The sequence below is a fragment of the Sanguibacter suarezii NBRC 16159 genome (genome assembly GCF_001552735.1).
GTDB lineage: Bacteria > Actinomycetota > Actinomycetes > Actinomycetales > Cellulomonadaceae > Sanguibacter > Sanguibacter suarezii.
This window is the reverse complement of sequence record NZ_BCRT01000002.1, coordinates 22,011-46,131: the sequence shown is the minus strand read 5'-3', so window position 1 is coordinate 46,131 and position 24,121 is coordinate 22,011. Positions and strand designations below refer to the sequence as shown.

The window sequence follows — 24,121 nt, the reverse complement described above, 5'->3', positions numbered from 1 at the left end:
GGTGCTCGCGGCGGGGCGGCGGGCAGCCGTCAGGACGAGTCGCTGGCCGCCGCCGAGCTCATCGGCGCGCGCCTGTTCCTCAACGACCTGGAGGACACGCGCATCTCCTCGTCGGACCCCACGGTCGGGATCATCGAGCAGGTCGTCGCCGAGGTGCAGCCCACGATCGTCTACACCCACTCCAGCAACGACCGGCACCAGGACCACGTCGCGGTGCACCGTGCCGCTTCGGTGGCCACCCGCCGGGTCCCGATGTTCGCGTGCTACCAGAGCCCCTCCGCCACGGTTGACTTCCGCCCCAACCGGTTCGTCTCCATCGACGGGTTCACCGACACCAAGCTGGCCCTGCTGCGGTCCTTCGCCTCGCAGGCATCCATCCGTGACTACCTCGAGCCGGACTTCGTCCTGGCGACCGCGCGGTACTGGTCGCGCTACGGAGGGGGCACGTACGCCGAGCCCCTCGAGGTGGTCCGCGACGCCACCGGGGTGCGGCTCAGCGCCGCCCACCAGGCCGACCGCGGCCTGCAGGCGCGTGGGCACGGCGAGCACTCCCTGGGGCACGCCGCCCCCGGCGCCCTGGCCCCCGTGCTCCCCACCATCGCCTCGCTCAACCCCTTGAGCAACGACTTGAGCAACGACTTGAGCGCCCCCTCGATCCACCCCTCGAACGAAGCAGAAGGAAGCGTGCTGGATGACTGACGTGCTGGTCACAGGAGTAGGTGGCCCTGCCGGGGTCGCCATCGTGCGTTCCCTCGCAGCGACCGACGCGCGAGTGCACGCGGCGGACATGGACGTGTGGGCGAGCGCCCTCTACCTCGTCCCCGCCGACCAGCGCCACCTGGTCCGCCCGGGCCTGGCCCCCGACTTCGTCGACCACCTGCTCGCGCTGTGCGAGCGGCAGGGCATCGACGTGCTCTTCCCCACCGTCGACGTCGAGCTCGTCCCGATCGCGCGACGCCTCGCCGAGTTCACCGCCCTCGGGGTCACCGTCGCCAGCCCGTCGCTGACCACGCTGGAGAACACCCTCGACAAGTACCGCCTCGCTCAGGTCTGCGCCGGTCTGGGCGACGTCGTGCCGCGCACCGAGCTGCTCGGCGCCTCCTACGACTGGGACTACCCGGTGATCGTCAAGCCCCGCTCGGGCAGCGGCTCGCGGGGGGTCCACCTGGTCGAGGACGAGGCCGCCCTGCGCGCGCTGGGGACCGACGAGCAGACCATCGTCCAGGAGAACCTCCCGGGGGAGGAGTACTCGGTCGACGTCATCGCGGACCTGTCCGGGACGGTGCTGGCCGCCGTGCCGCGCTCGCGGCTGCGGGTCGACTCCGGGGTGACGGTGGCCGGCCGGACCGTCAAGGACGCCGGCCTCGAAGAGACCGCGACCCGGGTGGCCGCGGCGATCGGCCTGACGACGGTCGCGAACGTGCAGCTGCGCCGCAGGGCGGACGGCACGCCGGCGCTGCTCGAGGTCAACCCGCGCTTCCCCGGCGCGATGCCGCTGACCATCGCCAGCGGGGTGGACATGCCCCGGCTGTGCCTGGACATCGTGCTCGGCCGCCCGGTCCCCGAGCGCCTGGAGTTCCGTGAGCTGGCCAACGTGCGCTTCCTCGAGGACGTCTTCCTCGACCCCGCCGAGGTGCTCGCCGTGACCTCCGCCGCGTCGGCCGCCCCGGCGCTGCCGTGATCTCGCTCGCCCAGGACCACCACGTCCACTCCAGCTTCTCCGACGACGCGGTCAGCACCCTCGCGGAGAACGTCGCCGCGGCGTCGGCCCGCGGGGTCGCGGTGCTGCGGCTCGTCGACCACGTCCGGGTGAGCACCACCTGGGTGCCGCAGATGCTCGAGGCCGTGGCCGGGCTGACGGTCCCCGACGGGTTGAGCGTGGAGACCGGCGTCGAGGCGAAGATCCTCGACGCCTCCGGCGCCCTCGACCTGCCGCCCGGGCTGGCCACGCACCCCGGGCTGGGGCGCGTGCTCATCGCCGACCACCAGTTCCCCGGGCCGGACGGCCCGCTGAGCCCGCGGGTGGTCCGCGAGTCCCTCACCACGCCCGAGCGCGCCCGCGACGCCGTCGACACCCTCGTGGGTGCGACCGTCGCGGCCATGAGCCGGGTGGACCGCGGCCAGCTCGCGCACCTGTTCTCGATCCTGCCGAAGATCGGGCTCACCGAGGACGCCGTCACCGACGAGCACCTCGCCGCGATCGCCTCCGCCGCGGTGGGCACCGGGACGCTCATCGAGGTCAACGAGAAGTGGGCGTGCCCGTCCCCGCGCGCCGTGCGCGCACTGGCCGACGCCGGTGCGCACCTCGTGGTGAGCACCGACAGCCACGACAGCGCCGACGTCGGGGTGTACTCCCGGGTCCCGGGCATCCTGCAGGCTGCGCAGGACCGCTGATGGAGGTGCTGGAGTCCGTCGCCACCTGGCTGTGCCTGGCCTTCGTCGCCACCGGCGCGATCCCGGTGGCGGCCGGTGCCTTCCAGTTCCTCGTCATCCCCTTCCACGGCGTGCGCAACCACTACGGCCGCACGGCGGGCTACTTCCCGCGGGTCGCGGTGGTCATCCCGGCGTGGAACGAGGGCGCGGTCATCGCCGCGTCGATCGACCGCCTCATGCGCCTGGAGTACCCGCCGCAGTCGCTGCGGGTCTACCTCGTCGACGACGCGAGCACCGACGACACCCCCGACGTCGCCCGGGCCAAGGAGCTGGAGTACCCGGGGCGCGTGGTGCACCTGCGCCGCGAGGTGGGTGGACAGGGCAAGTCGCACACCCTCAACCACGGCATCCGCGAGATCCTCGCCGACGACTGGATGCAGGCGCTGCTCATCATGGACGCCGACGTGATCTACCAGCCGGACTCGATGCGCCTGCTCACGCGCCACCTCGCCGACCCCGAGGTGGGGGCGGTCACCGCGTACATCAAGGAAGGCAGCGCGGACCCGAACTACCTCACGAGGTTCATCGGCTACGAGTACATCGCGGCTCAGGCCGCGGCGCGCCGCTCGCAGAACGTGCTCGGCGCGGTGGCGTGCCTGGCCGGTGGTGCGCAGCTGCACTCGCGGGAGAACCTCGAGGCCATCGGCGGCGAGATCGACATGACCTCCCTGGCCGAGGACACCTTCACGACCTTCCGCACCCAGCTCGCCGGGCGCAAGGTGGTCTTCGAGCCGCACGCGATCGTGCTCGCGGAGGAGCCGGGCACCGTCGCGGCGCTGTGGAAGCAGCGTCTGCGCTGGTCTCGCGGGAACGTCCAGATCACCAAGGAGTTCAAGAACCTGTGGTTCCGGCCGCGGCGCGGCCACAACCTCGGCGCCTTCAGCTTCGGCCTGTTCTGGTTCGCGATCCTGTTGCTCCCGGTGACCATGGTGCTGACGTCGGTGGGGCTGGTGGGCCTGTTCCTGCTGGACAGCGCCCTGGCGCGGCTGGTCTTCGAGGCGACATGGTTCCTCGCGGGCGGGACGTACGTCTACATCACGGCGCTGACGGTGATGATCGACGGCAGCACCGGACGCCGGGCCTGGCGGGAGGCGCTGTTCTTCCCCGGCGCGATCTCCTTGCTCGTCATGACCACGGCCTTCCTGCCCGGGCTCATCGAGCGCCCGCTGACCCACCTCGTCGGCTGGGACCCCTTCGACACGGTCGGCTGGACGCTCTTCGCCTACCTGTGGATCTCGGTGTCCATGCTGGGCGCCTGGCTCATCAAGCGGATCGAGCCGACCCGGGTGGGCCGCTGGCTCGCGCCGCCGCTGGTCTACCTCGTGGGCTACGGGCCGATCCTGTGCGCGATCACCTTCGATGCTTACATCAAGGAGTACCGCGGCGCCGCGCAGGTGTGGGACAAGACCGAGAAGACGGGCCGGGTGAGAGCCTCGTGAGTCGCCAGCCGCAGGCAGGGCACGCCGACGACACGACCCGGCAGGCCGACGCCGAGCGTCGTCGTGACCGGCGCCGGGAGGGCTTGCTCATCGTCAAGGCCCTCGGCGCCCTCGCCCTGGTCGCGGCGGCCGTCATGATGCGAGTGATCTACTTCTAGACCGGCCGCGGGTCAGCGAGGTGCTCAGATGAAGTCTGCTGCGCCGAGGGCGAGGAAGTGGTCCGCCACGGACTCCCCGAGCGCGCTGGCGCCGGCGAGGTCGGTGTCGGTCACCTCGACCGTGCCGCCGTGGCGCAGGTGCTCGGACCCGTCCGGGCGTGCGACGACGGCGCGCAGGGACAGCACGCCGTCGCTGACGTTGGCGTAGGTGCCCACCGGTGCGGCGCAGCCGGCCTCCAGGCGGGCGAGCAGAGCGCGCTCGGCCGTGACGGCGAGGTGCGTCCCGGCGTCGTCCAGGGCGGCGAAGGCCTCGGCGAGGGAGACGTCCTCGGTCAGGTCCTCGGTGCGGCACTCCACGGCCAGGGATCCCTGACCGGGGGCTGGAGCCATGGTGTCGAGGTCGATGAGCTCGGTGATCACCGAGCTGCGGCCGAGCCGGTTGAGCCCGGCGGCGGCGAGCACGACGGCGTCCAGGTCGCCCGGGCCGGAGGCGTCCACGCGCCCGAGCCGGGTGTCGACGTTGCCTCGGATGTCCACCACGGTCAGGTCGGGGCGGGCCAGCAGCAGCTGGGCCGCGCGGCGCGGTGAGCCGGTGCCCACGCTCGCCCCGGTCGGGAGGTCGGCCAGGCGCAGCTGCTCGCGCGAGCACAGGGCGTCGCGCGGGTCCTCGCGCACGGGCGTGACGTAGGTCAGGCCGGCGAAGGGCGCCGTCGGGAGGTCCTTGAGGGAGTGCACGGCCACGTCGCAGCGGCCGTCGAGCAGGGCGTCGCGCAGCGCGGTGACGAACACGCCGGTGCCGCCCATCTGGGACAGCGAGCCGGTGAGCACGTCGCCGTCGGTCTTGATCCGCACGATCTCGACCTCACGCCCGGTGAGCCGGCGGAGCTCGTCGGCCACGAGGCCGGTCTGGGTGAGGGCAAGGGTGCTGGCGCGGGTACCGATACGCAGAGGTGAGGTCACTGCCCCAGTCTGCGCTCCTTCCCCGCGGGAGTCGAAATTCCGGGTCCTAGAATGTGTTCTGACATGACGTCAGAATGGAATAACAGCAGGCCCGGCGGTCGGCATTTACCCGCGCTCAACAATTCTGACAGAATGTCTCTTCGACGTCACAGTCGCCGCCGCGTCGACGCGACATTCAGCGTCCATTCAGCAGACGTGCAGAATTCTGAGCGTGCGGCACCACGGCAGCCAGCCCTGTACCGGCCACCCACGCCCCCGTCACGGTGAGCCCGGGGAGGCCACGGGGAGCGAGCCCGTCGACGTCCTCGAGCAGACGGGCGGTCCGCGTGCGAGAGGCCGGGGTCGGCGGAGCCAGGGCGTCGTCCCAGGCTGTGACCAGCGAGGACAGCACCTCGGCGTCGGTGATGCCGTAGAGCTGGTCGAGGTCGGCGACGGCCTGGGCGACCAGCGCGTCGTCGGCTGCGGTGGCGTGGGCGGTGTCGGTGCCGCCGCGTCCGTAGCTGAACCGCAGCACGTGCACGTCCGTGCCGACCGTCTCGTCGAGCTGGCGCCGCAGCCACGGCCACTTGGCCGAGGCATGGGTGGACGCCTTGGCCGCCACGGACGTCCCGGGCGCCACGAGGATCCCCGTCCCGCGCGGCGCCGCGTCGAGGGCCGCCGACCGCACGAGCAGGGTCACCAGGCGGATGTCCGTCCCGCGGGAGGGCTCCGCGCCCTCGACGTCGACGAGGTCGGCGAGCAGGCCCAGCGTCGCGCGGGCCGGGGCCGCCAGCACCACGCGCGAGGTCCGCAGCATCTGCCCGGGGCCGGTCCGCACCAGCCACTCGTCCCCGTCGCGGCGCAGGGTGAGCGCCGAGGTGGAGCGGCGGATCTCCGCGCCGCTCGCCTCGATCGACCGCTCCAGGGCGGTGACCAGCTGGTTCATCCCGCCCACCACACCACGCACCGCCGAGCCCGCAGGGGCCTGGGCCCGCAGGGCCCGCACCGCGCCGGTGAGGGACCCCGTGCGCTGGTAGGCCTCGAGCAGCCCGGGAGCCACGGCGGCGACGTCGAGCAGCGCGGGGTCGCTGGAGTGCACCCCGCCGGCCACGGGCGTGACAAGACGGTCGAGCACCCGCGACCCGAGGCGGGAGCGGACCAGCGCGGCAAGGCTCGAGGTGTCCACCCGGTCAGCCGGCAGCACCGAGTCCAGGCTCGCGCGCACCGCCCCGCCGACGCCGATCGCCCGGCGGGTGTCCGCCGCCCAGGGGAAGCCGGGGATGCCCAGCACCCCGGTGGCGGGCAGCGGGAAGGCCTGTGCGCGGCGCCGGGCCGGGGTGTAGCCCCAGGCGGACAGGGCGGCGGGCGGCGCCGTCTCGAGCCCGAGCATCTCCACGAGCGAGCGGGTCGCGCTGCTGCGCGCGGCGAAGGACTCCGCGCCCACGTCCACCCGGACCGTCGCGCCGCCAGCGGTGAGCGTGCCGCCCGCGAGGTAGCCGCCGCAGCGCGCGCGGGCCTCCAGGACGACCGGCAGCGCCCCGCCCTCGACGAGCATGTGCGCCGCGACCAGTCCGGCGATCCCGCCTCCCACGACGACGGCGTCGACGCGGCTCGCGGCGTCGTCGCTGAGTCCTCTGCGCTGGTTCATGACAGGCCTCTCTGGGCTGGATCGGGTGACGGGGGACGGGTGCTCACCCGATCGGCGGCCTCAGGCGGACAGTGAGTGGACCAGCTCGACGATCTTGGTCAGCACCGTGGGATCGGTGTGCGGAGGCACCCCGTGGCCGAGGTTGACCACGTGGGCGGGAGCGGTGCGTCCCCGCTCCACGACGTCGCGGACGTGGGCCTCGAGCACCGGCCAGGGGGCCGCGAGCAGTGCCGGGTCGATGTTGCCCTGCAGCGGGACGGTACCGCCAAGCAGCTGGTTGGCCTCGTCGAGAGGGGTCCGGTAGTCGACGCCCATGACGTCCGCGCCGACGTCGTGCATCGCGGTGAGCAGGTGCTCGGTCCCGGTGCCGAAGTGCACCACCGACACCGGCAGGTCCTTGACGTGGGACAACGCGCGCTGCGACGACGGCGCGACGTGCGTGACGTAGTCGGCGCGGCTCAGGCTCCCGGCCCAGGAGTCGAAGAGCTGGGTGGCGCTCGCACCGGCCAGCACCTGCCCGCGCAGGAACATCCCGGTCACGTCCGCGGCCCACTCGGTGAGCCGGGCCCAGGACTGCGGGTCCGCGTGCATCATCGTGCGGGCGGCGAGGTGGTCGCGGGAGGGGCGGCCCTCCACGAGGTAGGCAGCCAGCGTGAACGGTGCACCGGCGAAGCCGATGAGCGGGGTCGACCCGAGCTCGGCGACGGTCAGCGCGACCGCCTCACGGATCGGGGCCATCGCCTCCTGCGTCAACGTCTGCGAGACGAGGCGGTCCACCTCCTCGGGGGTGCGCACAGCCTGCCCGAGCACCGGCCCGACGCCCGGGACGATGTCCACGTCCACGCCCGCCAGGAGGAGGGGGACGACGATGTCGGAGAAGAAGATGCCGGCGTCGACGCCGTGCCGGCGGACCGGCTGGAGTGTGATCTCGCTCGCAAGATCGGGGCGCAGGCAGGACTCGAGCATGCCGATCCCCTCGCGCACTTTGAGGTACTCCGGCAGGGAACGTCCAGCCTGGCGCATAAACCAGATCGGCGTGATGTCAGGGCGCTCACCTCGAAATGCGCGGATCAGAGGTGCATTTGTGGTGCGGCCGTCGACGAGGGGGTGCGCGGTAGGAAGGTTCACACCTCGATTCTGCCTTTGGAACCAACAATGTTTAAATCGAATCGCTATGGTTCTCATGTCGTTGACCGCAAGCCACCACGAGCTGGACCTCGAAGCGCTCGAGCAGCTGTCCTCCGGCGCGCGCTCGATGGGCTCTTCAGCCGTGCAGGCCTGCGAGATGATCACCGGTGCCGTCGTGCTCGCGACGTGCAACCGGTTCGAGGTGTACCTCGAGGTCGCAGCCGATGCCGCGCCGACCGAGCGCGATCTGCTCCACGCCTCCGAGGAGGTCTCACGGCTCATCGCCGCCGAGTCCGGGGCGAGCGTGGAGGCCGCGCGGTCCGCCTTCACCGTGCGCAGCGGCCCCGACGTCGCCGAGCACCTCTTCTCCGTCGCCTCCGGGCTGGACTCGATGGTCGTCGGCGAGCGGGAGATCGCCGGGCAGGTGCGCCGCGCCCTGGACGCCGCCCACGCTGCCGGCACCACGAGCGCCCAGCTCGAGCGGCTCTTCCAGCGTGCCTCGCGCACGTCCAAGAAGGTCAGCCAGCTCACTCACCTGGGCGCGGACGGCCGGTCGGTCGTCTCGGTGGGCCTGGACCTGGCCGAGGCCGCGATCCCGCCCTGGCGCCAGACCCGCGCCGTGATCGTGGGCACCGGCGCCTACGCGGGCGCCTCGGTCGCGGCGCTGCGCGCCCGCGGCTGCACCGACGTCTCGGTCTACTCCGCCTCCGGCCGCGCCGAGGCCTTCGCCCAGACCCGCGGAGTCCGGGCGGCCCCCGACCTGGTGACGGCGCTGAGCGACGCCGACCTCGTGGTCTCGTGCAGCGGAGCCGGCGTGCGGCGCCCCCTGACGACCGAGGCAGGCACTGACCCGGCCGACTCCCTCGAGTACATCCTGCACACCGCTGCCGTGTTGACCGCCCGGGAGCGGGCAGCCGAGCGGATGGGGGAGCACCTGCCACCCCGCCCCCTCGTCATCCTCGACCTCGCCCTGCACCGCGACGTCGACCCGCGGGTCGGCGACATCGACCACGTGCTCCTCATGGACCTGGGCACCATCCGCGCCCACGTGCCGTCGGTCGGCTCGGAGCCGGTCCAGATGGCCCGGGCCATCGTCGCCCAGGCCGCGGTCGACTACGTCGACCTCGAGGCGGTCCGCGCCGCCGACCGCATCGTCGTCTCCCTGCGCGAGCGCATCCTCGCCGAGGTGGAGGCCGAGGTGGTGCGTACCGCCGGGTCCTTCAGCTCCGCCGCCGACGCCGCGGCGCACGAGAAGTCCTTGCGCCGCCTGGGCGCGACGCTGCTGCACCGGGCGATCGCCCGGATCCGTGAGGCCACCAGGGCCGGCACCCCGCTCGACGAGATCGAGGTCGATCTCACCCTGGCCGGGTCGCTGCGCTGACCACCCGGGTCAGGGCTGTGCGCACCGGGGGCTAAGGTTCTCGGCGTGCGACTAGGCGTGATCGACATCGGGTCCAACACCGTCCACCTCATCGTGGTGGACGCGGTCCGTGGCGCGCGCCCGGTGCCCGCCGCCTCCCAGCGGTCCATCGTGCGGCTCATGCGCTACCTCGACGACGACGGCGTCATCGTCCCCGAGGGCGTCGCGGCCCTGACCGACGCGGTGACCAGCGCCGTCGCCGCGGCCCGCTCCCATCACGTGGACGAGATCCTGGCGATCGCGACGTCCGCCGTGCGCGAGGCGCCCAACGGACCTCAGGTGCTCGAGACGCTCCAGGAACGGATCGGCGCGCCGCTGCGGGTGCTCTCCGGGGAGGACGAGGCCCGCCTGACCTTCCTCGCGGTCCGTCGCTGGTACGGCTGGGGCGCCGGGCGGCTGTGCGTGCTGGACATCGGCGGCGGCTCCCTCGAGGTCACGGCCGGCAGCGACGAGGAGCCGGAGATCGCCCTGTCCCTCCCGCTCGGAGCGGGCCGGCTCACCCGGGCGCACCTGCGCCACGACCCGCCGCACCCGGAGGAGATGTCCGCGCTGCGCGCCGTCGTGCGGGAGGAGCTGGCGGCAGTGCGCGAGGCATTTGCGGGCTACCCCCGCGCTGATCACGTCGTGGCGACGTCGAAGACCTTCCGCTCGTTGGCCCGCCTGGCCGGCAACGAGGTGGACGCGGTGGGCCCGGACGACCGGTGGCGGCTGCGCCGCACGGACCTCAAGGGGTGGGTGGCCCGGCTGGCTCAGATCCCGGCCGAGCAGCGGGTGGCGCTGCCCGGCATCACGGCCGAGCGCACGCACCAGATCGTCGCCGGCGGCGTCGTCGCCGGCGCCACGATGAAGGCCCTCGACGTCGACGAGGTCGAGGTCTGCCCCTGGGCGCTGCGCGAGGGAGTCCTCTTGCGCCACCTCGACCACCTCTGACGGTCTCACCCGTCCGCGCCGCGGCTGGCGGGCCTGGGCAGCGGCCCTGGTAGCGTCGCCGCAAGATCGACCTTGTCGCGCCCACCGTCGCCCTCCATACGTCCTGGTTGCAGGCTCGCGACGAGTGGCCGGGCGGGCACCAGGACGGGTCGGGCCTGCGCCCTGAGGACGATGTGGAGACGAGCGCGGGCTTCGCCGCGTGGGTCGACCGCCTCACCCGACAGGCAGACCCCACAACCGTGGTCGAGCCCGGACAGGTGCACGCGACCCGGTGGTGGATGGTCGAGCACGGGAACTATCTCGGGGTGATCGACGTGCGCCACGAGCTCACCCCGTTGATGCTCGAGGCAGCGGGGAACATCGGCTACAGCGTCCGTCCCTCGGCACGTGGCCGCGGGGTCGCGACGTGGGCGCTAGGGGCTGTCCTGCCCCGCGCCCGCCAGCTGGGCCTGACCCGGGTGCTCCTGACCTGCCAGGAGGGGAACATCCCCTCGGCCCGGACGATCGAACGCAACGGCGGCGTTCTCGAGGACGTGCGGGAGACGGTGCTCGGCCAGACACGGCGCTACTGGATCGACCTGTCCGCGACGGCGCCCGCCGTAGACCGGACGGACCCGCCTGACCTGCGGGGATCTGCCGCCAATTAACCTGGCGGCACGGCCTCCCCTGCGTCACGCTGGGGGCGATGACTGACGCGAGCGCTTCCCTGACGATCCGACGAGCAGGACCCGATGATCTGCCCGCCCTGAGCGCATGGCGGAGCGACGGCCCCGTGGCGTGGGTTGATGCGTCGCGCTTCGCTGCGGAGCTGTCCACACGAAGCTACCGGCCGGAGTGGTCGTGGATCGCGGAGGAGGGCGGCCGCGCGGTGGGGCGGGCCCTGTGGTGGGGGACGCCGACCGCCGACCGACCCTCCACCCTGGACTGCCTTCTCACGTCTGGCGCCACCGGTGCTGCCGAGAACGTCGGAGCCGCCCTGATTCGTGCCGGGCGCGACGCCTTCGGGTCGGCCGCAGCCCTCGAGTTCAACGTCGACGTCCCCCCTCGCTGGAACGATGACCCCGCAGCAGTCGCGGCCGTCCGTTGGCGCGACGCGGCCGCCCGAGCGGGTGGGTTCACGCGCAGGACAGAACGAGTCAGCTTCGCGCGATCGGACGCCGATCCCTGGCCGGAGCGCTCGACGCGCCTGCGCTTCGGCGCGGCGTCGGACGAGGCGTTCCGCGAGCTGTTCGCCCGCGTCGCGGCAGGCAGCCTCGACGCGCACACGCTCGACATGGTCGACCGCGAAGGTGTCGATGCCCTCGCCGACGACGACCTCGCCTTCTATCTCTCCCTCCCTGGGGAGCGGGAGGCCTGGCGCGCGGCCGAGCTGCAGGACGAAACACCAGTCGGGTTCATCGTCCCGACGCGGACCGCCTACGACGCGAGCATCAGCTACCTCGGCGTCCTCCCCGAGCACCGGGGCCTCGGCTACGTGCACGACCTGCTCGCGGAGATGGTCCATGTCCACCACGGCGACGCGCAGGCGCGCATCGTCGGCACGACCGACGCGGCCAACACGCCGATGCGGGCCGCATTCGAACGGGCCGGCTTCTCCCTCACGCGCGCGCGGATCGTCCATGCGCAGTAGGGCTCATCCGTCGCGACAGCTTCGCGCGCGGCCTCAGGTGATCGCGTCGAGCAGTCCCGAGGTGATCGCCAGGTAGGCGGTGCAGGCCAGGGTGATCACGGCCAGCAGGCCGGCGAAGCGCCAGGCCGCGCGGCGTCGTCGGGCCTGGACGACGGTGCGGTGCAGGCGGTCGAAGCGTCCCTGCAGCTCAGCAGTGTCGATGGCGGGCTGCGGGGAACGGTGCCAGGTGCGCGGCTCGATGGCCGCCGCGCGCAGCGCCTCGAGGTCCGCGGCCGGGAGCACGGGACCGCGCCTGGCCTGGTTCCGCAGCGCGCGCAGCATCCCGTCGGAGGACACGACCACGACCGAGGCGGGCTTCTCCCGCACCACCATCTGCTTGGGGTCGACGACGACGATCATCGCCGACGCGGTGACCGGGCGGCCTACCGCGGCGGTCAGCAGCTTCGCGGCCCGTGCGGCCTCGTGCTCAGAGTTGCGGATGTACGGCTGCTTCTGCCCGGCGACGAGGAAGGCCTTGCCGGCGACCCACACCTTCTGCAGCCCGTGGTTCTTGGTGTTGACCGTCACCACCCCGGCGGGCCCGACCAGCACGTGGTCGATGTCCGAGGTCCCCGCCCCGACCGGCACCGCGTGCAGCACGGTCCACTCCGGACCCAGCCGGGCCAGCAGCCGGGCGACGCGGATCTCCCCGACGGCCCCCAGGTACCACGGGCGGGCCTCCTCGGTGAGCGGCGACCGTCCGGTCACCCGCGCCCACCAGCCACGCTCGGGCGCGGACTGCTGCGCCGCGAGCGCCTCGACCATGACGGACTGCCCGGGGACGTGGGCGGTCAGCGAGGCCACCGCGCGCCCGGCGTCGGCAGCGGCGGCGGCATCTGCTGCCGCCACCGGCGGCTGGGGAGCCTCGGTCACAGGTAGTCGGCGACCAGCTGCTCGGCCAGGCCCACGTAGGACCCGGGTGACATGGCTGCCAGGCGCGCCGCGACGTCGTCGGGCAGGCCGAGGCCGGCGACGAAGGTGCGCAGGTCGTCCCCGTTGATCCGGTGCCCGCGGGTGAGCTCCTTGAGACGCTCGTAGGGGTTCTCCATGCCGGCCACGCCGGCGACGGAGGCGGCGCGCATGGCGGACTGGATGGCCTCGCCGAGCACCTCCCAGTTGGCGTCGAGGTCCTCGGCCAGCAGGTCGGTGTTGACCGCGAGGGCCTTGAGGCCGCGGCGCACGTTGTCGATCGCGAGCAGCGAGTGGCCGAAGGCCGGGCCGATGTTGCGCTGGGTGGTGGAGTCGGTGAGGTCACGCTGCATGCGGCTGGTGACCAGGGTCGCGGAGAGGGTGTCCAGCAGCGCGCAGGAGATCTCGAGGTTGGCCTCGGCGTTCTCGAAGCGGATCGGGTTGACCTTGTGCGGCATGGTCGAGGAGCCGGTCGCACCAGGCACCGGGATCTGCTTGAAGAAGCCGAGCGAGATGTAGGTCCACACGTCCGTGGCGAGGTTGTGCAGGATGCGGTTGAACCGCGCGATGTCCGCGTACAGCTCGGACTGCCAGTCGTGGCTCTCGATCTGCGTGGTCAGCGGGTTCCACGTCAGACCCAGGCCCTCGACGAAGGCCTTGGAGACGGCCGGCCAGTCAGTCCCGGGGACGGCGGCGACGTGCGCGCCGTAGGTGCCCGTGGCGCCGTTGAGCTTGCCGAGGTACTCCGCGCCCTCGACCCGGCGGACCTGGCGGCGCAGGCGGTGCGCGAGCACGGCAAGCTCCTTGCCGACGGTGGTCGGGGTGGCCGGCTGGCCGTGGGTGCGGCTGAGCATCGGCACGGCGGCGTGCTCGCGGGCCAGGTCGGCGATCTGGTCGACGAGGGCCTGGGCGGCGGGCAGCCAGACCTGGACGACGGCGCCACGCACCATGAGCGCGTACGACAGGTTGTTGACGTCCTCGCTGGTGCAGGCGAAGTGCACGAGCTCACCGACGCTGGGCAGCACGGTGTTCTCTCCCAGCAGCCCGGGGGCGGCGGCCAGGCGACGCTTGAGGAAGTACTCCACGGCCTTGACGTCGTGGACGGTCTCGCGCTCGATCTCGGCCATCTCCGCGATGCCTGCCCCGCCGAAGTCGGCGACGACGGTGCGCAGGTAGGTCTTCTCGGCGTCGCTCAGGCGCGGGGCGCCCGGGACGATGGGGCCGGCGGGGGTGCCGTCGGTGAGCGCGATGAGCCACTCGACCTCCACGTGCAGGCGCTCGCGGTTGAGGGCCGCCTCGGAGAGGTGGTCCACGAGCGGTGCGATGGTCGCGCGGTAGCGTCCGTCGAGCGGCCCCAGGGCGATGGGCGGGGTGACGTCCGCCAGGGCGACGCGGGGGGACTCGAGGGATGCGGGCGAGGGCGCGGAGCTGTTGGGCATGGCGTCATTCTTCCATGACCGTGCCGGTCAGCGGAGGGGTGTCCGCAGGGCGGCGCAGGGGTCGTGGACGGCCGTCGAACGGGGGTCTGCTGAGCGGTGGACGTAGGTGATCGGGCCGCGGACCGGCGCCCACAGGGCGCTGCTGGTGAGCCGCGCCCACACCCGTGCTCCCCGGGCCGGCGCCTCTCCCTGGCACCGGCCTAGCGTCGCGGGCATGACCCTCTCTCGTGACCTCGCCTCCCTCGACCTGGCACCGCTGCGGGCGGTGCTCGCCCACATCGACACCGACCTGACCGACGCCGACGCGACCCTCGCCGCGGCGTCGACCGCGCACTGGGTGTCGGTCTCGGCGGACCTGTTCCGCGGGCAGCTCGCCGACGCCCAGCGGCGCATCGCCGCGATAAGCCTGACCGTGGCGAGCGTGCGCACAGCGGTGACCCGGGCCTTGTGATGAGCCAGGACCCGCCCCAGCCGCCCATCCGCATCACCGTCACCGGTGGCGCCGGCGGCCAGGCCGCGAACACAGCCGACATCGCTACGTCAGCGGCCCTGGTCGCGGCAGCCGCCACCCACCTCGACGACGCCCGCCGTCGCTGCGCCGTCCTGGCCGCGGCCACCCAGACGGCCTACGCCCAGCACTGCCTGGACCCCTCGCCCGCGCGTGACCCGGTCCGCGGCGTCCACCTGCGCAGCGCCATCGAGGCCGCCCACCTGCTCGACGCCGCGCTGGCCGCCCAGGTGAGCCTGCTCCACAGCCTCGACCAGAGCACCCGCAGCGCGGCACAGGTGCTCGACGCCGCCGAGCAGGGCCTGCTCGACGGGCTGTGGGCCACCGCGCGCACGGTCGACGGCTGGGACCTCAACCCGGTGATGGTGGGGCGCACGGCGCTGTTCGGCGCGCTCAGCGCCACCGGCGGGTCCGCTCGGGAACGGCTCGTGGCGGGCTTCGGGGCGGGGCTCGGCAAGTACAACCTGGGGCGCAACTTCCTGCGTCCGCCCCAGACCGCGGATGCGGCCGGGCTGCTGCGTCTCGGCGCCGCGGGTTACGGCGCGTGGACGGTCCCGATGACCAGGCAGCACCTGCCCGGAGCGCGCCCGGGCACGGCGAGGGACCTGCGGCCGGGCCACCTCACCGAGAGCCGGACCTCGGGTGCTCCGGTCACCACGGTGCCGGGGGCGATGGCGCAGATCGCGGCGCTGCCGGACGAGACCGTCGAGGTCCAGCAGGTCACCCACGGTGACGGCAGCGTCACCTGGGCTGTCTTCGTCCGTGGGACCGACGACCTCACCGTGGGGTCCACCAGCCCTTTCAGCGCCGAGAACAACCTCCTCCTGGCGCAGGGGCAACGCTCTGACGGCATGGCGTTCGTCGAGTCCGCCATGGTGCAGGCAGGCATCCCGGTGGGCGGGGTGGTCGGGATCTACGGGCACAGCCAGGGCGGCACCGTCGCGGCGTCCTTGGCTGCCGACCCGACCTTCCGGCGTCGCTACGACGTGCGCAGCGTGGCGACCTTCGGCTCGCCGGTCGCCGCGATCGTCCCCAGCACACCGGTGCCGATGCTCAGCGTCCAGAACCAGGACGAGGTGGTCTCGAGCCTGGCGGGAGCTGCGCCCCCGGACTCCCCGGAACGGGTGACCATCGACGCGGAGCTGCCCGGGGCCTTCGGCGCTGGCCCCACGGGCGCCGGCGCGCACTCCCTGGACACGCACGCCGCCGTCCTGGGGTCCGCGCTGGACCAAGACCTGCCTGGGGTGGCCGCAGCCGTGCAGCAGCAGACCGAGGTGCTCGCGGCACCGACGGCGGTCATGCTCGGCGCCGGCGTCCCGGACGCCGGCCGGCAGGTGAGCCTTCCGCCCACGGAGGTGGTCATCACGCGCTTCTCGCCCGGCCCGACGCCGGTCCCACCACCGGTCTGCCTGCCTGCGCCGCCGCCGCCACCGGCCCTGACCGTGCCGGCGCCGCCCACCGCGGCGGACGGGTCGCCGGACTGGGCGGAGATGACCCGGCGGTATGACGCCGCAGTCGCGATCGTCGGGGACAGGTGAGCATCCTCGCCGCGGGCCCGGCGGGGCTGCGCGCAGGTCAGGCGCGCCGCGTGCGAGTCAGCGGGACTGCTTGCGCCCACCGGGCACGATGACCGAGATGATCATGGAGAAGAAGGAGATGAGCAGGGCCGCCAGGACCGCCCACCAGAAGCCGTTGACCCGCAGCCCCCAGTCCGCAGCCTCGGTGATCCATGCGGTCAGCAGGATCATCAGGGCGTTCACCACGAGGGTGAACAAGCCCAGGGTGATGATGTAGAGCGGCAGCGACAAGAGCTGGACGATCGGCTTGACGAAGGCGTTGATCACCCCGAAGATCAGGGCCACCACCGCGAAGACGACGATGCGCCCTCCGGTGCCCTCACCTCCGACGACCTCGAAGTGGCTGCCCAGCAGCAGCGTGGTCAGCCAGATGGCCACGGCATTGACGATGACTCGGATCACGAAGCTCATGGAGTGATCCTGCCACTGATGCCTGCCGAGGGTGGGCAGGAGGTGGGAGTATGAGGTACGTGACTCCTCGCGTCCCCCTCCGCCCCGCCATCAGCGCCCTGCCCGCCTACGTCCCCGGTGCCCGCGTGCCCGTCGGTGCGGCGGCGTTCAAGCTGTCCTCCAACGAGAACCACTTCCCACCGCTGCCTTCGGTCCAGGCCGCGATCATCGACGCGGCGTCGGACGTGAACCGCTACCCGGACATGTTCGCGACCGAGCTGACCGAGGCCCTCGCTGCGGACCTGACCGCGGGGCTGAGCCTCGAGGCGCTCGCGGCTGACGGACCCATCACCCCGGAGCAGGTCGTGGTGGGGAATGGGTCGGTCGCCGTCCTGGCCCACATCCTCGAGGCCGTCGTCGACGCCGGTGACGAGGTGGTCTACCCGTGGCGGTCCTTCGAGGCCTACCCGATCGTGGTGTCCGTGGCCGGTGGCACGTCGGTGCCGGTCCCGTTGGCGGCAGCGGGCGGGCTCGACCTGCCCGCGATGGCGGCGGCTGTCACCGACCGCACCCGGGTGGTCATGGTGTGCACCCCCAACAACCCGACCGGTTCGGCGATCACGCACACCGCCCTCGAGGAGTTCCTCGCCCAGGTCCCCACGGACGTGCTGGTCATCGTGGACGAGGCCTACCTGGAGTTCGTCCGCATGGATGACCCCGTCGACGGCCTGGCCGCGCTCGCCGACCACCCCAACGTCGTCGTGCTGCGGACCTTCTCCAAGGCCTACGGCCTGGCGGGCCTGCGGGTGGGGTACGCCGTCGCCCGGCCGCGCCTGGCCGCCGGGATCCGGTCCGCGACCACGCCCTTCGGCGTCTCCCACATCGCTCAGCGGGCCGCGGTCGCCTCGCTGCGCGCCAAGACCGAGCTGCTCGCGCGGGTCGAGACGATCGTCGCCGAGCGTGCGCGGATGGCCGCCGCACTGCGCGAGCAGGGCTGGGACGTCCCCGACGCCCAGGCGAACTTCCTCTGGTTGGAGCTCGGCGCGCGGACCGCGGCACGTGCCGCTGAGGCGACCGCAGCCGGGGTCATCGTGCGTCCCTTCGCCGGTGAGGGCATGCGGGTGAGCGTCGGCGAGCCGGAGGCGACCGACCTGTTCGTCAAGATCGCCGCCGGCTGGCGCTGACCAGGACGACCGGCGCTGACCAGGACGAGTGGCGCTGGGCAGGACAGCAGGCGCCGGGCGGGTCAGCTGACGCGAGCGTTACACCTGTCCCGGGTAGAACCCGAGCCGGGCGAGCGGCTCGACGAGCTCGATCTCCTCGTAGGACAGGTGCGAGAGCAGGGTGTCGGCCAGCACGTGGACGGCCTCCTGGACCTCGTCGATGCGTGACGGGTCGGCCGCCAGGGCGATGAGCGCCTTGTCTACGCCCTCGAGCACCTCGTGGATGGTGTGGTGCTCGGCGGTGAGCCGGTCGATGACCGGCTCGAGGGCCTCGTCTGAGGATGCCAGGTGCGGGAAGATCGCGGTGTCCTCAAGGCTGTGGTGCCCGGTCACGGTGGTGCAGTACGCCGCGCAGTAGGCGCCCAGCGTCCAGCTGTTCTGCCGCATGGTCATCTTGTTGATCTCCGAGCGCGCGCTGCCCACGCTGCGCACCCCGGCCACCACCTGCCCGACGACGTCCAGCAGCGTGTCCAGCTCCGCGCGCAGCGCGTCGTGCACATCGATGAGGTGCTGCCCGACGGCGCGTCCCTGGTCGGTGTAGGTCACGTCCGGGGTGGGCGGGGTGTAGTGCGGGCGGGTCGCCTCGTCGAAGGGACGCTGGCTGCTCAGGCGGCGGCCGTCGTCGGGCGTGGGGGACAGGCCCAGGCGGGAGGCTGCTGCGGCTGCGGCAGCGGGTGACGCGCTCGCGGCGTGCGGCTCGCCCGCAGGGGCGACTGCTGCGACGTCTGCGACGTCGATCGTCGACGGGGCTGCGGCGCGCTGGAGGGCGGCCTCGCGTTCGGTGGCCACGGCCTCACGGACCGCGGGGGCAACCTCCTCGCCGAAGCGCTGGATGTCGGCAGGGTCGTCGGTGCCCAGGATGAAGGCGCTCATCCCCTCGGTCAGCACCATCGCGGTGAGCTCGTCGACCCACTGGCTGACCGGCCCCTGCAGCGGCCCGCCGGAGCGCGCGGCGAAGGAGCCGTTGATGTTGAGCAGGCGCCGCACGGCTGCCGGGGAGCGGCCAGCGTCGGTGGCGGCGGCGTCGATCGCGGCGTTGCCTCGCGTGAGGTCGCCGGGCTTGAGGTAGCCCATGGACGGCAGCCAGCCGTCGGCGGTGCGGCCGGTGAGGGCGAGCATCCGGGGCTTGTAGGCGCCGAGCCAGATGCCGATGTCGTGGGCCGGGGCGGGGCCGCGCTTGGCGCCGTCGACGCGGTGGAAGTCGCCGGCCACCCGCAGGGCGCTGCGGTCGTCGGCGGCCCAGATGCCGCGGATGATGGTGATCGCCTCGGTGAGGGCCTGCACGCCCTGCCCGGGTGTCAGCCGCGCCGCGCCCATGGCCTCGATGGCGTCCCAGAACGCCCCCGAGCCGAGGCCGAGCTCGACCCGCCCACCGGTGAGCAGGTCGAGGCTGGCCGCCGAGCGAGCCAGGACCGCGGGCTGGCGCAGGGGCAGGTTGGCGACGTTGAGGCTGAGCCGGATCCGCTCGGTGCTGGCTGCGACATAGGACAGCAGGGTCCAGGAGTCCAGGAACGCCGGCTGGTAGGGATGGTCCTGGAAGGTGGCGAGGTCCAGCCCGGCCTGCTCGGAGACCTGGGCGAGCGCGACTGCGGCCTGCGGCTGGGCCGCCGCAGGCGTGAGGAACGTGCCGAAGAGCAGGTCGTGGCCGTAGTCAGTCATGAGTGCAGTGTTCCTTGCTGGCGAGTGCGGGGCAGGGCGAGGGAGCGGGACGGGGTAGGCGTAGGGAGGGCGGACGCGGGCCTATCTCATTGAACATTCAATCAGGTATCGGCCGTCCTGCGGGCCACGAGGTCCGCCGGTGCGTCCGGCGGCAGTCCGGATGTTCTCGCCCGACCCGCCCAAAGGGCTGGATCCGATATCTTGTGGGGCGAACCGCCTGACGTTCATCTCTCTCGTCAGGTGGCGCCCAGACCTCAGGAGTCCCCATGCAGCCAGAACTGCTCGCAGCGTCCGAGGACGGATCGTTCGTCCTCGTTCCCATCATCATCGCCGTCTACCTCGCCGTGATCGCCTTCGGGGTGTTCATCTACGCCAAGATCGTGGCTCGCTCCGGGTACCCGTGGCCGTGGGTGTTCATCATGTTCGTGCCCATCGTCAACCTGGTCATGCTCTGCATCTTCGCGCTGCGGCCGTGGCCGGTCGAGCGCGAGCTCGAGCTCACCCGCCGGGCGCTCGAGGCTGCCACGGGCAGCCCGTTCCCTCCCGGGTCCCAGCTGCCCGCCTACGGCAACTACCAGATCGGGTCCGGCGCGGCGTCGGGCTACCCGCAGGGCTACGAGGCTGACCAGGGCTACGGCGGCTACAGCGCGCCCCAGAGCTACAGCGCCCCCCAGGGCTACGGAGCTCCGAGCTACGACGCCCCGGCTGACCAGGGCTACGGGGCCACCGGGCAGGCATACCCGACCCAGCCCACCGGTGAGACCGGTCAGCGCCAGAACCCCTACTCCGCCTTCTCCCCGGAGCAGAACGACACCCCCGAGGGCCCCAAGTACTGACGCCGCGCTGACGCCACCGCCAGCCACCGGTAGCCGTGGCTGGCGGTGGCGCAGCCCACCGTCCCATCGAGCATGGAAGGCCGGCCGCACATGGTCTCAGTGGTGCAGAACGTGGCGATCGACTGCGCGGACGCCTATGGCTTGGCGCAGTTCTGGAGCAGGGTGACCGGACAGCCCGTGGACCCCGGGTGCGCTCCGGGTGACGCGGAGACCGAGGTGCTGCTGCCCGAGGGGCCGGTGCTCTACTTCAACCAGGTCCCCGAGCCCAAGACGATCAAGAACCGGATCCACCTGTGCCTGCGCCCGGAGACCTCGCGCGAGGAGGAGGTCGCCCGGCTCACCGGGATCGGCGCGACGCACGTCTCCGACTACCGCAATCCCGACGGCTCCGGGTGGGTCGTCCTGGCCGACCCCGAGGGGAACGAGTTCTGCGTGCTGCGCAGCGACTCCGACCGTGCGGAGCATCCCTGAGGTCCCTGACGCCCCACATGTCAAGGACGCCGTCAGAGCCCCCGACCTACTCCGCGCCGAGGTAGGACACGTCCCCGCTGCTCGAGCGGATCGTCACCGTCCTGGAGGCCGCCGGGTCCGTGGGGGCCTCGACCGTGGAGCGTCCGTCGCCGGTGCTGATCTGCAGGGCGACGGGCGTCCCGGTGCCCCGCACCACGACCTCCCCGTCGCCGGAGATCGCCGAGACGTCCCCGGTGACCCCGCCCACGCGCACCCCGCCGGCCGAGGACTTGGCCACAGCCGACCCGGTCACGGTCCGGACCTCCACGGCGCCGTCTCCGGTGAGCGCGCTCACGTCCCCGCCGGCGCCGTCGACCAGCACGCGTCCGCTGGACGACGTCGCCGTGACCGCGCCACCGGCAGCGCGCACCGTGACGCTGCCGTCGCCGGTGATCGCCACGACCTCCCCGCCTGCGCCGTCGACGTCGATGGACCCGCTGGCTGACCGCGCCTCGACCGACCCTCCGGCCTGCAGCACCGTCACGCCACCGTCCCAGGTCCGCAGGTCCACGTCGCCCACCACGCCCTCGGCGCGCACGGCTCCGGCGGCGGAGCGGACCACGACCGTGGTGCCACGGGGCAGCTCGACCGCGAGCTTCGCCTGGCAGACGCCGTTGCTCCACACCCGGGGGCAGGTGTGCTCGACCCGCACCAGGTCCGCGGCCTCGCTGGCCGTGTAGCGCGTCTCCTGGAGCCCGGTGCGGGACCTCCGCTCGACCGTCACGGCGTCCGTGCTCGTGCCGGTGACCGTCACGTCGCCGTCCGCGATCAGCTCGACGACCGGCGCGCTCGCGTAGACCTGCGTGGACACCGAGGTGGTCGCGGACAGCCAGTCCACTCCCTGGTAGGTGACCTGCGCGATGGCCAGCGCACCGAGCCCGACGCCGGCCCACAGCAGGGCGCGAGAGCGCGGGCCGCGTGGTGCGCGCGCGGTGGGGAGCGGCGGCGTCGGCTCGCCGGGGGCGGGCTGGGCGGGGGAGGGGTGGACGTCCAGGGCGCTCACGAGCGGTCTCCTTGGGTGGGGGTGTGCTCGAGCCAGCGCAGGACGGCGAGCACGCGGCGGTGGTCGTCGGAGTCGGGTGGCAGGTCGAGCTTGGTCAAGATCGAGGTGACGTGCTTCTCGACGGCGGCGGTGCCGATGAACAGCTGCTCGGCGATCGCACCGTTCGAGCGGCCCTCGGCCATGAGCGCGAGCACCTCGTGCTCGCGGGGCGTCAGCCGGTCCAGCTGGGTACCGCGGGTGCGGGCGAGGAGCTGGGAGACCACCTCAGGGTCGATCACGGTGCCGCCGGCGGCGACCCGGCCCAGGGCGTCGAGGAAGTCGTCGACGTCCGCCACGCGGTCCTTGAGGACGTAGCCGAGGGCGCGCACGTCTCCGGCGAAGAGCTCGGAGGCGTAGCGCTGCTCGACGTACTGGGACAGCACGAGCACCGGCAGCCGGGGGTGCAGGCTGCGCAGGTGGACGGCGGCCCGCAGGCCCTCGTCGGTGTGCGTGGGCGGCATCCGGACGTCGGTGACCAGGACGTCAGGCAGCTCGTCCGGGGTGAGGTGGGCGAAGGCGGCGACGAGCTCGTCGGCCGTGCGGTGGCCGGTGACCGTGTGCCCCTCGGCCACGAGCAGGCGGGTGAGGCCGTCGAGGAGGAGGACGGAGTCCTCGGTGATCACGATGCGCACGGGACCTCCACGGTGATGCGGGTGCCGCGACCGGCAGGGCTGTCGAGGTGGAAGGTCCCGTCGAGGGCCTCGACGCGGCTGCGCAGCCCGGCGAGCCCGCCGCCGGGGGAGGCGAGCGCGCCGCCGCGGCCGTCGTCGGCCACAGTGAGGAGCAGCCGACCGGCGTCGACCTCGGCGCGGACCACTGCGTGGGTGGCCCCGGCGTGCCGGGCGGAGTTGGTCAGCGCCTCCGCCGCCACGAAGTACGCGGCGGCCTGGGCGCCGGGGCTGGTGGCCCCGAGGGCTGCGGCGTCGGGCACCTCGACCGTGACCGGGACCGGGTGGCGGGCGGCGATCGCGGAGAGAGCGGCGTCGAGGCCGCGGTCGGTGAGGACGGCCGGGTGGATGCCGCGGACGAGGTCGCGCAGCTCGGCGAGGGTCTCCTTGATCTCGTGGTGGGCGTGATCGAGGGCCGCGGTGGCAGCGGCGGGGTCGGTGGCGGCGGCGCGCTTGGCGGCGCCGAGGTTGACCCCGAGGGCGACCAGACGCTGCTGGGCGCCGTCGTGCAGGTCGCGCTCGATGCGCCGGCGGTCGTCGTCGGCCGCGCCGACGGCCCGGGTGCGGGTCGCGTCGAGGTGCTCGGCGCGCTGTTCGGCGCGCTCGGCGTCGGCGCGGGCGGCGGCGGTGGCCGCCTCGGCGCGGGCGAGGTCGGCGTCCAGGCTCGACCGGCTGAGCAGGGCGCCGGCGAGGCGCGTCTGCGTCAGGGCCAGGCCCTGGCAGGCGACGGCCCACAGCCACGGGCCGGCCACGCCCAGCGCGAGCAGGGCTAGCTGCCATCGGGTCGGGGTGGAGTCCCACACGACGAAGGGCGCGGCGATCAGTGCGAGCGCGAGGCCCAGCCCCCACGCGACGCAGACCTGGACGCAGACCAGGCCGAGTGCTGCGGCGGAGTAGGCGAGCGACGCCCAGCCGACCGGTTCGGTGAGGGCTGCGCGCAGCCCCGCCCAGCTGCGCAGGCTCGGCGCCTGGTGGCGGGCACCGGGGGCGATGACCACGTCGAGCTGGGCGCGCAGACGGGCGCGCTCCACGCCGGCGAACCAGCGTGCGCCGGCCAGCGTGAGGAGCAGCAGCGGGACGCCGACGCCGAAGACCGGGATGAGCCCCACGGACAGCGGGACGAGGACGAGCGTGAGGATCCCCGCGGCGAGCAGGACCGGGAAGCCGATGGTCGCCTGCGACACCGCCCGCCAGGTGGCGGGGGCGACGGGGGCGGTGAGCAGCGCTCGTCGGTCGGTCAGGGCCGGGGCGACCGTGGCCACCCGGCCGCCGGAGCGGGGGTGCCAGGCGGTCCGGTCGAGCACGCCGGTCTGCGGGGCGGAGATGTCCATGCCGCAACCGTAGGGGACCGCGCGGCACGCTCCCCAGCCCGCCGACCCACGTCTTCACGGTAGGGCTAACCCACCCCCACCTGCACTGACACCTGCCGAGTCACTGCCGATGTCCGATATGTTTGGCTGGGGTCGTCTCATCTGACAGAGGCCTGGGGCCGGAGATGGCGGCGTTGCGCGGGTGCGGGGCTTTTGACCTACGGAGCCGTAGGTTACGCTGGCGTAGCCTACGCAAACGTAGGTTGACGCCGCCCGGTGATCGGGT

At 73.0% G+C, this 24,121-nt stretch carries 24 protein-coding genes; 14 read left to right on the top strand and 10 right to left on the bottom strand.

Features of this window, described 5'->3' with window-relative positions:
• The 5 genes from SS2_RS01255 to SS2_RS17280 form a co-directional block, all read left to right on the top strand.
• On the top strand, positions 1-699 hold a 699-nt coding region (locus SS2_RS01255), incomplete at its 5' end, for a PIG-L deacetylase family protein (RefSeq protein WP_174523178.1).
• The gene (locus SS2_RS01250) at positions 692-1,681 is read left to right on the top strand and encodes an ATP-grasp domain-containing protein (RefSeq protein ID WP_066460574.1); all 990 of its coding nucleotides are present in this window, start codon (positions 692-694) and stop codon (positions 1,679-1,681) included. The genes SS2_RS01255 and SS2_RS01250, both read left to right, overlap by 8 nt.
• Entirely contained in the window at positions 1,678-2,394 is a 717-nt protein-coding gene (locus SS2_RS01245) for a PHP domain-containing protein (RefSeq protein WP_066460573.1), read from the top strand. Before SS2_RS01250 ends, SS2_RS01245 begins: the two co-directional genes overlap by 4 nt.
• A complete protein-coding gene (locus SS2_RS01240; protein ID WP_083941495.1) occupies positions 2,394-3,872 on the top strand; it encodes a glycosyltransferase family 2 protein in 1,479 nt (492 codons plus the stop codon). Before SS2_RS01245 ends, SS2_RS01240 begins: the two co-directional genes overlap by 1 nt.
• Positions 3,869-4,030, top strand: coding sequence for a hypothetical protein (locus SS2_RS17280; protein WP_157607146.1), 162 nt, complete (start codon positions 3,869-3,871; stop codon positions 4,028-4,030). The genes SS2_RS01240 and SS2_RS17280 overlap by 4 nt, the downstream gene beginning before the upstream one ends.
• A gap of 24 nt (positions 4,031-4,054) precedes the next feature.
• Here the strand turns inward: SS2_RS17280 and hemC are convergent, their stop codons facing one another.
• From hemC to hemE, 3 genes are all read right to left on the bottom strand, one after another.
• Positions 4,055-4,990, bottom strand: a complete 936-nt coding sequence (hemC, locus tag SS2_RS01235; protein WP_066460572.1) for a hydroxymethylbilane synthase — start codon at positions 4,988-4,990, stop codon at positions 4,055-4,057.
• 175 nt (positions 4,991-5,165) lie between these two features.
• Positions 5,166-6,617 carry a protoporphyrinogen/coproporphyrinogen oxidase gene (locus SS2_RS01230; RefSeq protein WP_066460571.1) on the bottom strand — a complete coding sequence of 484 codons (1,452 nt, stop codon included), beginning with the start codon at positions 6,615-6,617 and terminating at the stop codon, positions 5,166-5,168.
• Positions 6,618-6,677: 60 nt separating this feature from the next.
• Positions 6,678-7,745 carry a uroporphyrinogen decarboxylase gene (gene hemE / locus SS2_RS01225; protein ID WP_066460570.1) on the bottom strand — a complete coding sequence of 356 codons (1,068 nt, stop codon included), beginning with the start codon at positions 7,743-7,745 and terminating at the stop codon, positions 6,678-6,680.
• Positions 7,746-7,800: 55 nt separating this feature from the next.
• Between hemE and SS2_RS01220 the strand changes: the two genes are divergently transcribed.
• The 4 genes from SS2_RS01220 (at position 7,801) to SS2_RS01205 (ending at position 11,725) form a co-directional block, all read left to right on the top strand.
• Positions 7,801-9,126 carry a glutamyl-tRNA reductase gene (locus SS2_RS01220; protein WP_169796239.1) on the top strand — a complete coding sequence of 442 codons (1,326 nt, stop codon included), beginning with the start codon at positions 7,801-7,803 and terminating at the stop codon, positions 9,124-9,126.
• Between the two features lie 45 nt (positions 9,127-9,171).
• Positions 9,172-10,095: a Ppx/GppA phosphatase family protein gene (locus SS2_RS01215; protein WP_066460568.1), complete on the top strand. Its 924-nt coding sequence runs from the start codon at positions 9,172-9,174 to the stop codon at positions 10,093-10,095.
• Between the two features lie 107 nt (positions 10,096-10,202).
• Positions 10,203-10,742: a GNAT family N-acetyltransferase gene (locus SS2_RS01210; protein ID WP_245643271.1), complete on the top strand. Its 540-nt coding sequence runs from the start codon at positions 10,203-10,205 to the stop codon at positions 10,740-10,742.
• Between the two features lie 38 nt (positions 10,743-10,780).
• Positions 10,781-11,725 carry a GNAT family N-acetyltransferase gene (locus tag SS2_RS01205; RefSeq protein ID WP_157607144.1) on the top strand — a complete coding sequence of 315 codons (945 nt, stop codon included), beginning with the start codon at positions 10,781-10,783 and terminating at the stop codon, positions 11,723-11,725.
• 33 nt (positions 11,726-11,758) lie between these two features.
• On the opposite strand, the gene SS2_RS01200 is transcribed toward SS2_RS01205, so the two are convergent.
• Both SS2_RS01200 and purB read right to left on the bottom strand, forming a co-directional pair.
• Entirely contained in the window at positions 11,759-12,637 is an 879-nt protein-coding gene (locus tag SS2_RS01200; RefSeq protein ID WP_245643269.1) for a nuclease-related domain-containing protein, read from the bottom strand.
• A complete protein-coding gene (gene purB, locus SS2_RS01195) occupies positions 12,634-14,112 on the bottom strand; it encodes an adenylosuccinate lyase (protein WP_066460566.1) in 1,479 nt (492 codons plus the stop codon). The genes SS2_RS01200 and purB overlap by 4 nt, the downstream gene beginning before the upstream one ends.
• A gap of 214 nt (positions 14,113-14,326) precedes the next feature.
• Here purB and SS2_RS01190 point away from each other — a divergent pair, with 214 nt between their 5' ends.
• The gene (locus SS2_RS01190; RefSeq protein ID WP_066460565.1) at positions 14,327-14,563 is read left to right on the top strand and encodes a hypothetical protein; all 237 of its coding nucleotides are present in this window, start codon (positions 14,327-14,329) and stop codon (positions 14,561-14,563) included.
• Positions 14,563-16,158, top strand: coding sequence for a hypothetical protein (locus tag SS2_RS01185; RefSeq protein WP_066460564.1), 1,596 nt, complete (start codon positions 14,563-14,565; stop codon positions 16,156-16,158). The genes SS2_RS01190 and SS2_RS01185 overlap by 1 nt, the downstream gene beginning before the upstream one ends.
• Positions 16,159-16,215: 57 nt before the next feature.
• Here the strand turns inward: SS2_RS01185 and SS2_RS01180 are convergent, their stop codons facing one another.
• Positions 16,216-16,608: a phage holin family protein gene (locus SS2_RS01180; RefSeq protein WP_066460563.1), complete on the bottom strand. Its 393-nt coding sequence runs from the start codon at positions 16,606-16,608 to the stop codon at positions 16,216-16,218.
• Positions 16,609-16,658: 50 nt separating this feature from the next.
• Here SS2_RS01180 and hisC point away from each other — a divergent pair, with 50 nt between their 5' ends.
• On the top strand, positions 16,659-17,771 hold the full coding sequence (hisC, locus tag SS2_RS01175; protein ID WP_066460562.1) for a histidinol-phosphate transaminase: 1,113 nt from the start codon (positions 16,659-16,661) through the stop codon (positions 17,769-17,771).
• Between the two features lie 78 nt (positions 17,772-17,849).
• Here hisC and SS2_RS18215 read toward each other — a convergent pair whose 3' ends face one another.
• Entirely contained in the window at positions 17,850-19,469 is a 1,620-nt protein-coding gene (locus tag SS2_RS18215; protein WP_066460561.1) for an LLM class flavin-dependent oxidoreductase, read from the bottom strand.
• Positions 19,470-19,735: 266 nt separating this feature from the next.
• Between SS2_RS18215 and SS2_RS17670 the strand changes: the two genes are divergently transcribed.
• On the top strand, positions 19,736-20,305 hold the full coding sequence (locus SS2_RS17670) for a DUF805 domain-containing protein (protein WP_066460560.1): 570 nt from the start codon (positions 19,736-19,738) through the stop codon (positions 20,303-20,305).
• A gap of 90 nt (positions 20,306-20,395) precedes the next feature.
• A complete protein-coding gene (locus SS2_RS01160; protein ID WP_066460559.1) occupies positions 20,396-20,776 on the top strand; it encodes a VOC family protein in 381 nt (126 codons plus the stop codon).
• Positions 20,777-20,822: 46 nt separating this feature from the next.
• Here SS2_RS01160 and SS2_RS01155 read toward each other — a convergent pair whose 3' ends face one another.
• From SS2_RS01155 to SS2_RS01145, 3 genes are read right to left on the bottom strand one after another with little or no spacing between them, the layout of a single operon-like run.
• A complete protein-coding gene (locus SS2_RS01155; protein WP_066460558.1) occupies positions 20,823-21,818 on the bottom strand; it encodes a DUF4097 family beta strand repeat-containing protein in 996 nt (331 codons plus the stop codon).
• On the bottom strand, positions 21,815-22,489 hold the full coding sequence (locus tag SS2_RS01150) for a response regulator transcription factor (protein WP_066460556.1): 675 nt from the start codon (positions 22,487-22,489) through the stop codon (positions 21,815-21,817). The genes SS2_RS01155 and SS2_RS01150 overlap by 4 nt, the downstream gene beginning before the upstream one ends.
• Positions 22,477-23,856 carry a sensor histidine kinase gene (locus SS2_RS01145; protein ID WP_083941489.1) on the bottom strand — a complete coding sequence of 460 codons (1,380 nt, stop codon included), beginning with the start codon at positions 23,854-23,856 and terminating at the stop codon, positions 22,477-22,479. The genes SS2_RS01150 and SS2_RS01145 overlap by 13 nt, the downstream gene beginning before the upstream one ends.
• Positions 23,857-24,121 lie beyond the last annotated feature (265 nt).

Coding starts and splice junctions, on each gene's coding strand:
- SS2_RS01240 (WP_083941495.1), top strand. CDS start 2,394: ATGGAGGTGCTGGAGTCCGTCGCCACCTGGCTGTGCCTGGCCTTCGTC.
- SS2_RS18215 (WP_066460561.1), bottom strand. CDS start 19,469: ATGACTGACTACGGCCACGACCTGCTCTTCGGCACGTTCCTCACGCCT.
- SS2_RS01230 (WP_066460571.1), bottom strand. CDS start 6,617: ATGAACCAGCGCAGAGGACTCAGCGACGACGCCGCGAGCCGCGTCGAC.
- SS2_RS01160 (WP_066460559.1), top strand. CDS start 20,396: ATGGTCTCAGTGGTGCAGAACGTGGCGATCGACTGCGCGGACGCCTAT.
- SS2_RS01220 (WP_169796239.1), top strand. CDS start 7,801: ATGTCGTTGACCGCAAGCCACCACGAGCTGGACCTCGAAGCGCTCGAG.
- SS2_RS01205 (WP_157607144.1), top strand. CDS start 10,781: ATGACTGACGCGAGCGCTTCCCTGACGATCCGACGAGCAGGACCCGAT.
- SS2_RS01185 (WP_066460564.1), top strand. CDS start 14,563: ATGAGCCAGGACCCGCCCCAGCCGCCCATCCGCATCACCGTCACCGGT.
- SS2_RS01145 (WP_083941489.1), bottom strand. CDS start 23,856: ATGGACATCTCCGCCCCGCAGACCGGCGTGCTCGACCGGACCGCCTGG.
- SS2_RS01190 (WP_066460565.1), top strand. CDS start 14,327: ATGACCCTCTCTCGTGACCTCGCCTCCCTCGACCTGGCACCGCTGCGG.
- SS2_RS01250 (WP_066460574.1), top strand. CDS start 692: ATGACTGACGTGCTGGTCACAGGAGTAGGTGGCCCTGCCGGGGTCGCC.
- SS2_RS17670 (WP_066460560.1), top strand. CDS start 19,736: ATGCAGCCAGAACTGCTCGCAGCGTCCGAGGACGGATCGTTCGTCCTC.
- purB (WP_066460566.1), bottom strand. CDS start 14,112: ATGCCCAACAGCTCCGCGCCCTCGCCCGCATCCCTCGAGTCCCCCCGC.
- SS2_RS01180 (WP_066460563.1), bottom strand. CDS start 16,608: ATGAGCTTCGTGATCCGAGTCATCGTCAATGCCGTGGCCATCTGGCTG.
- hisC (WP_066460562.1), top strand. CDS start 16,659: ATGAGGTACGTGACTCCTCGCGTCCCCCTCCGCCCCGCCATCAGCGCC.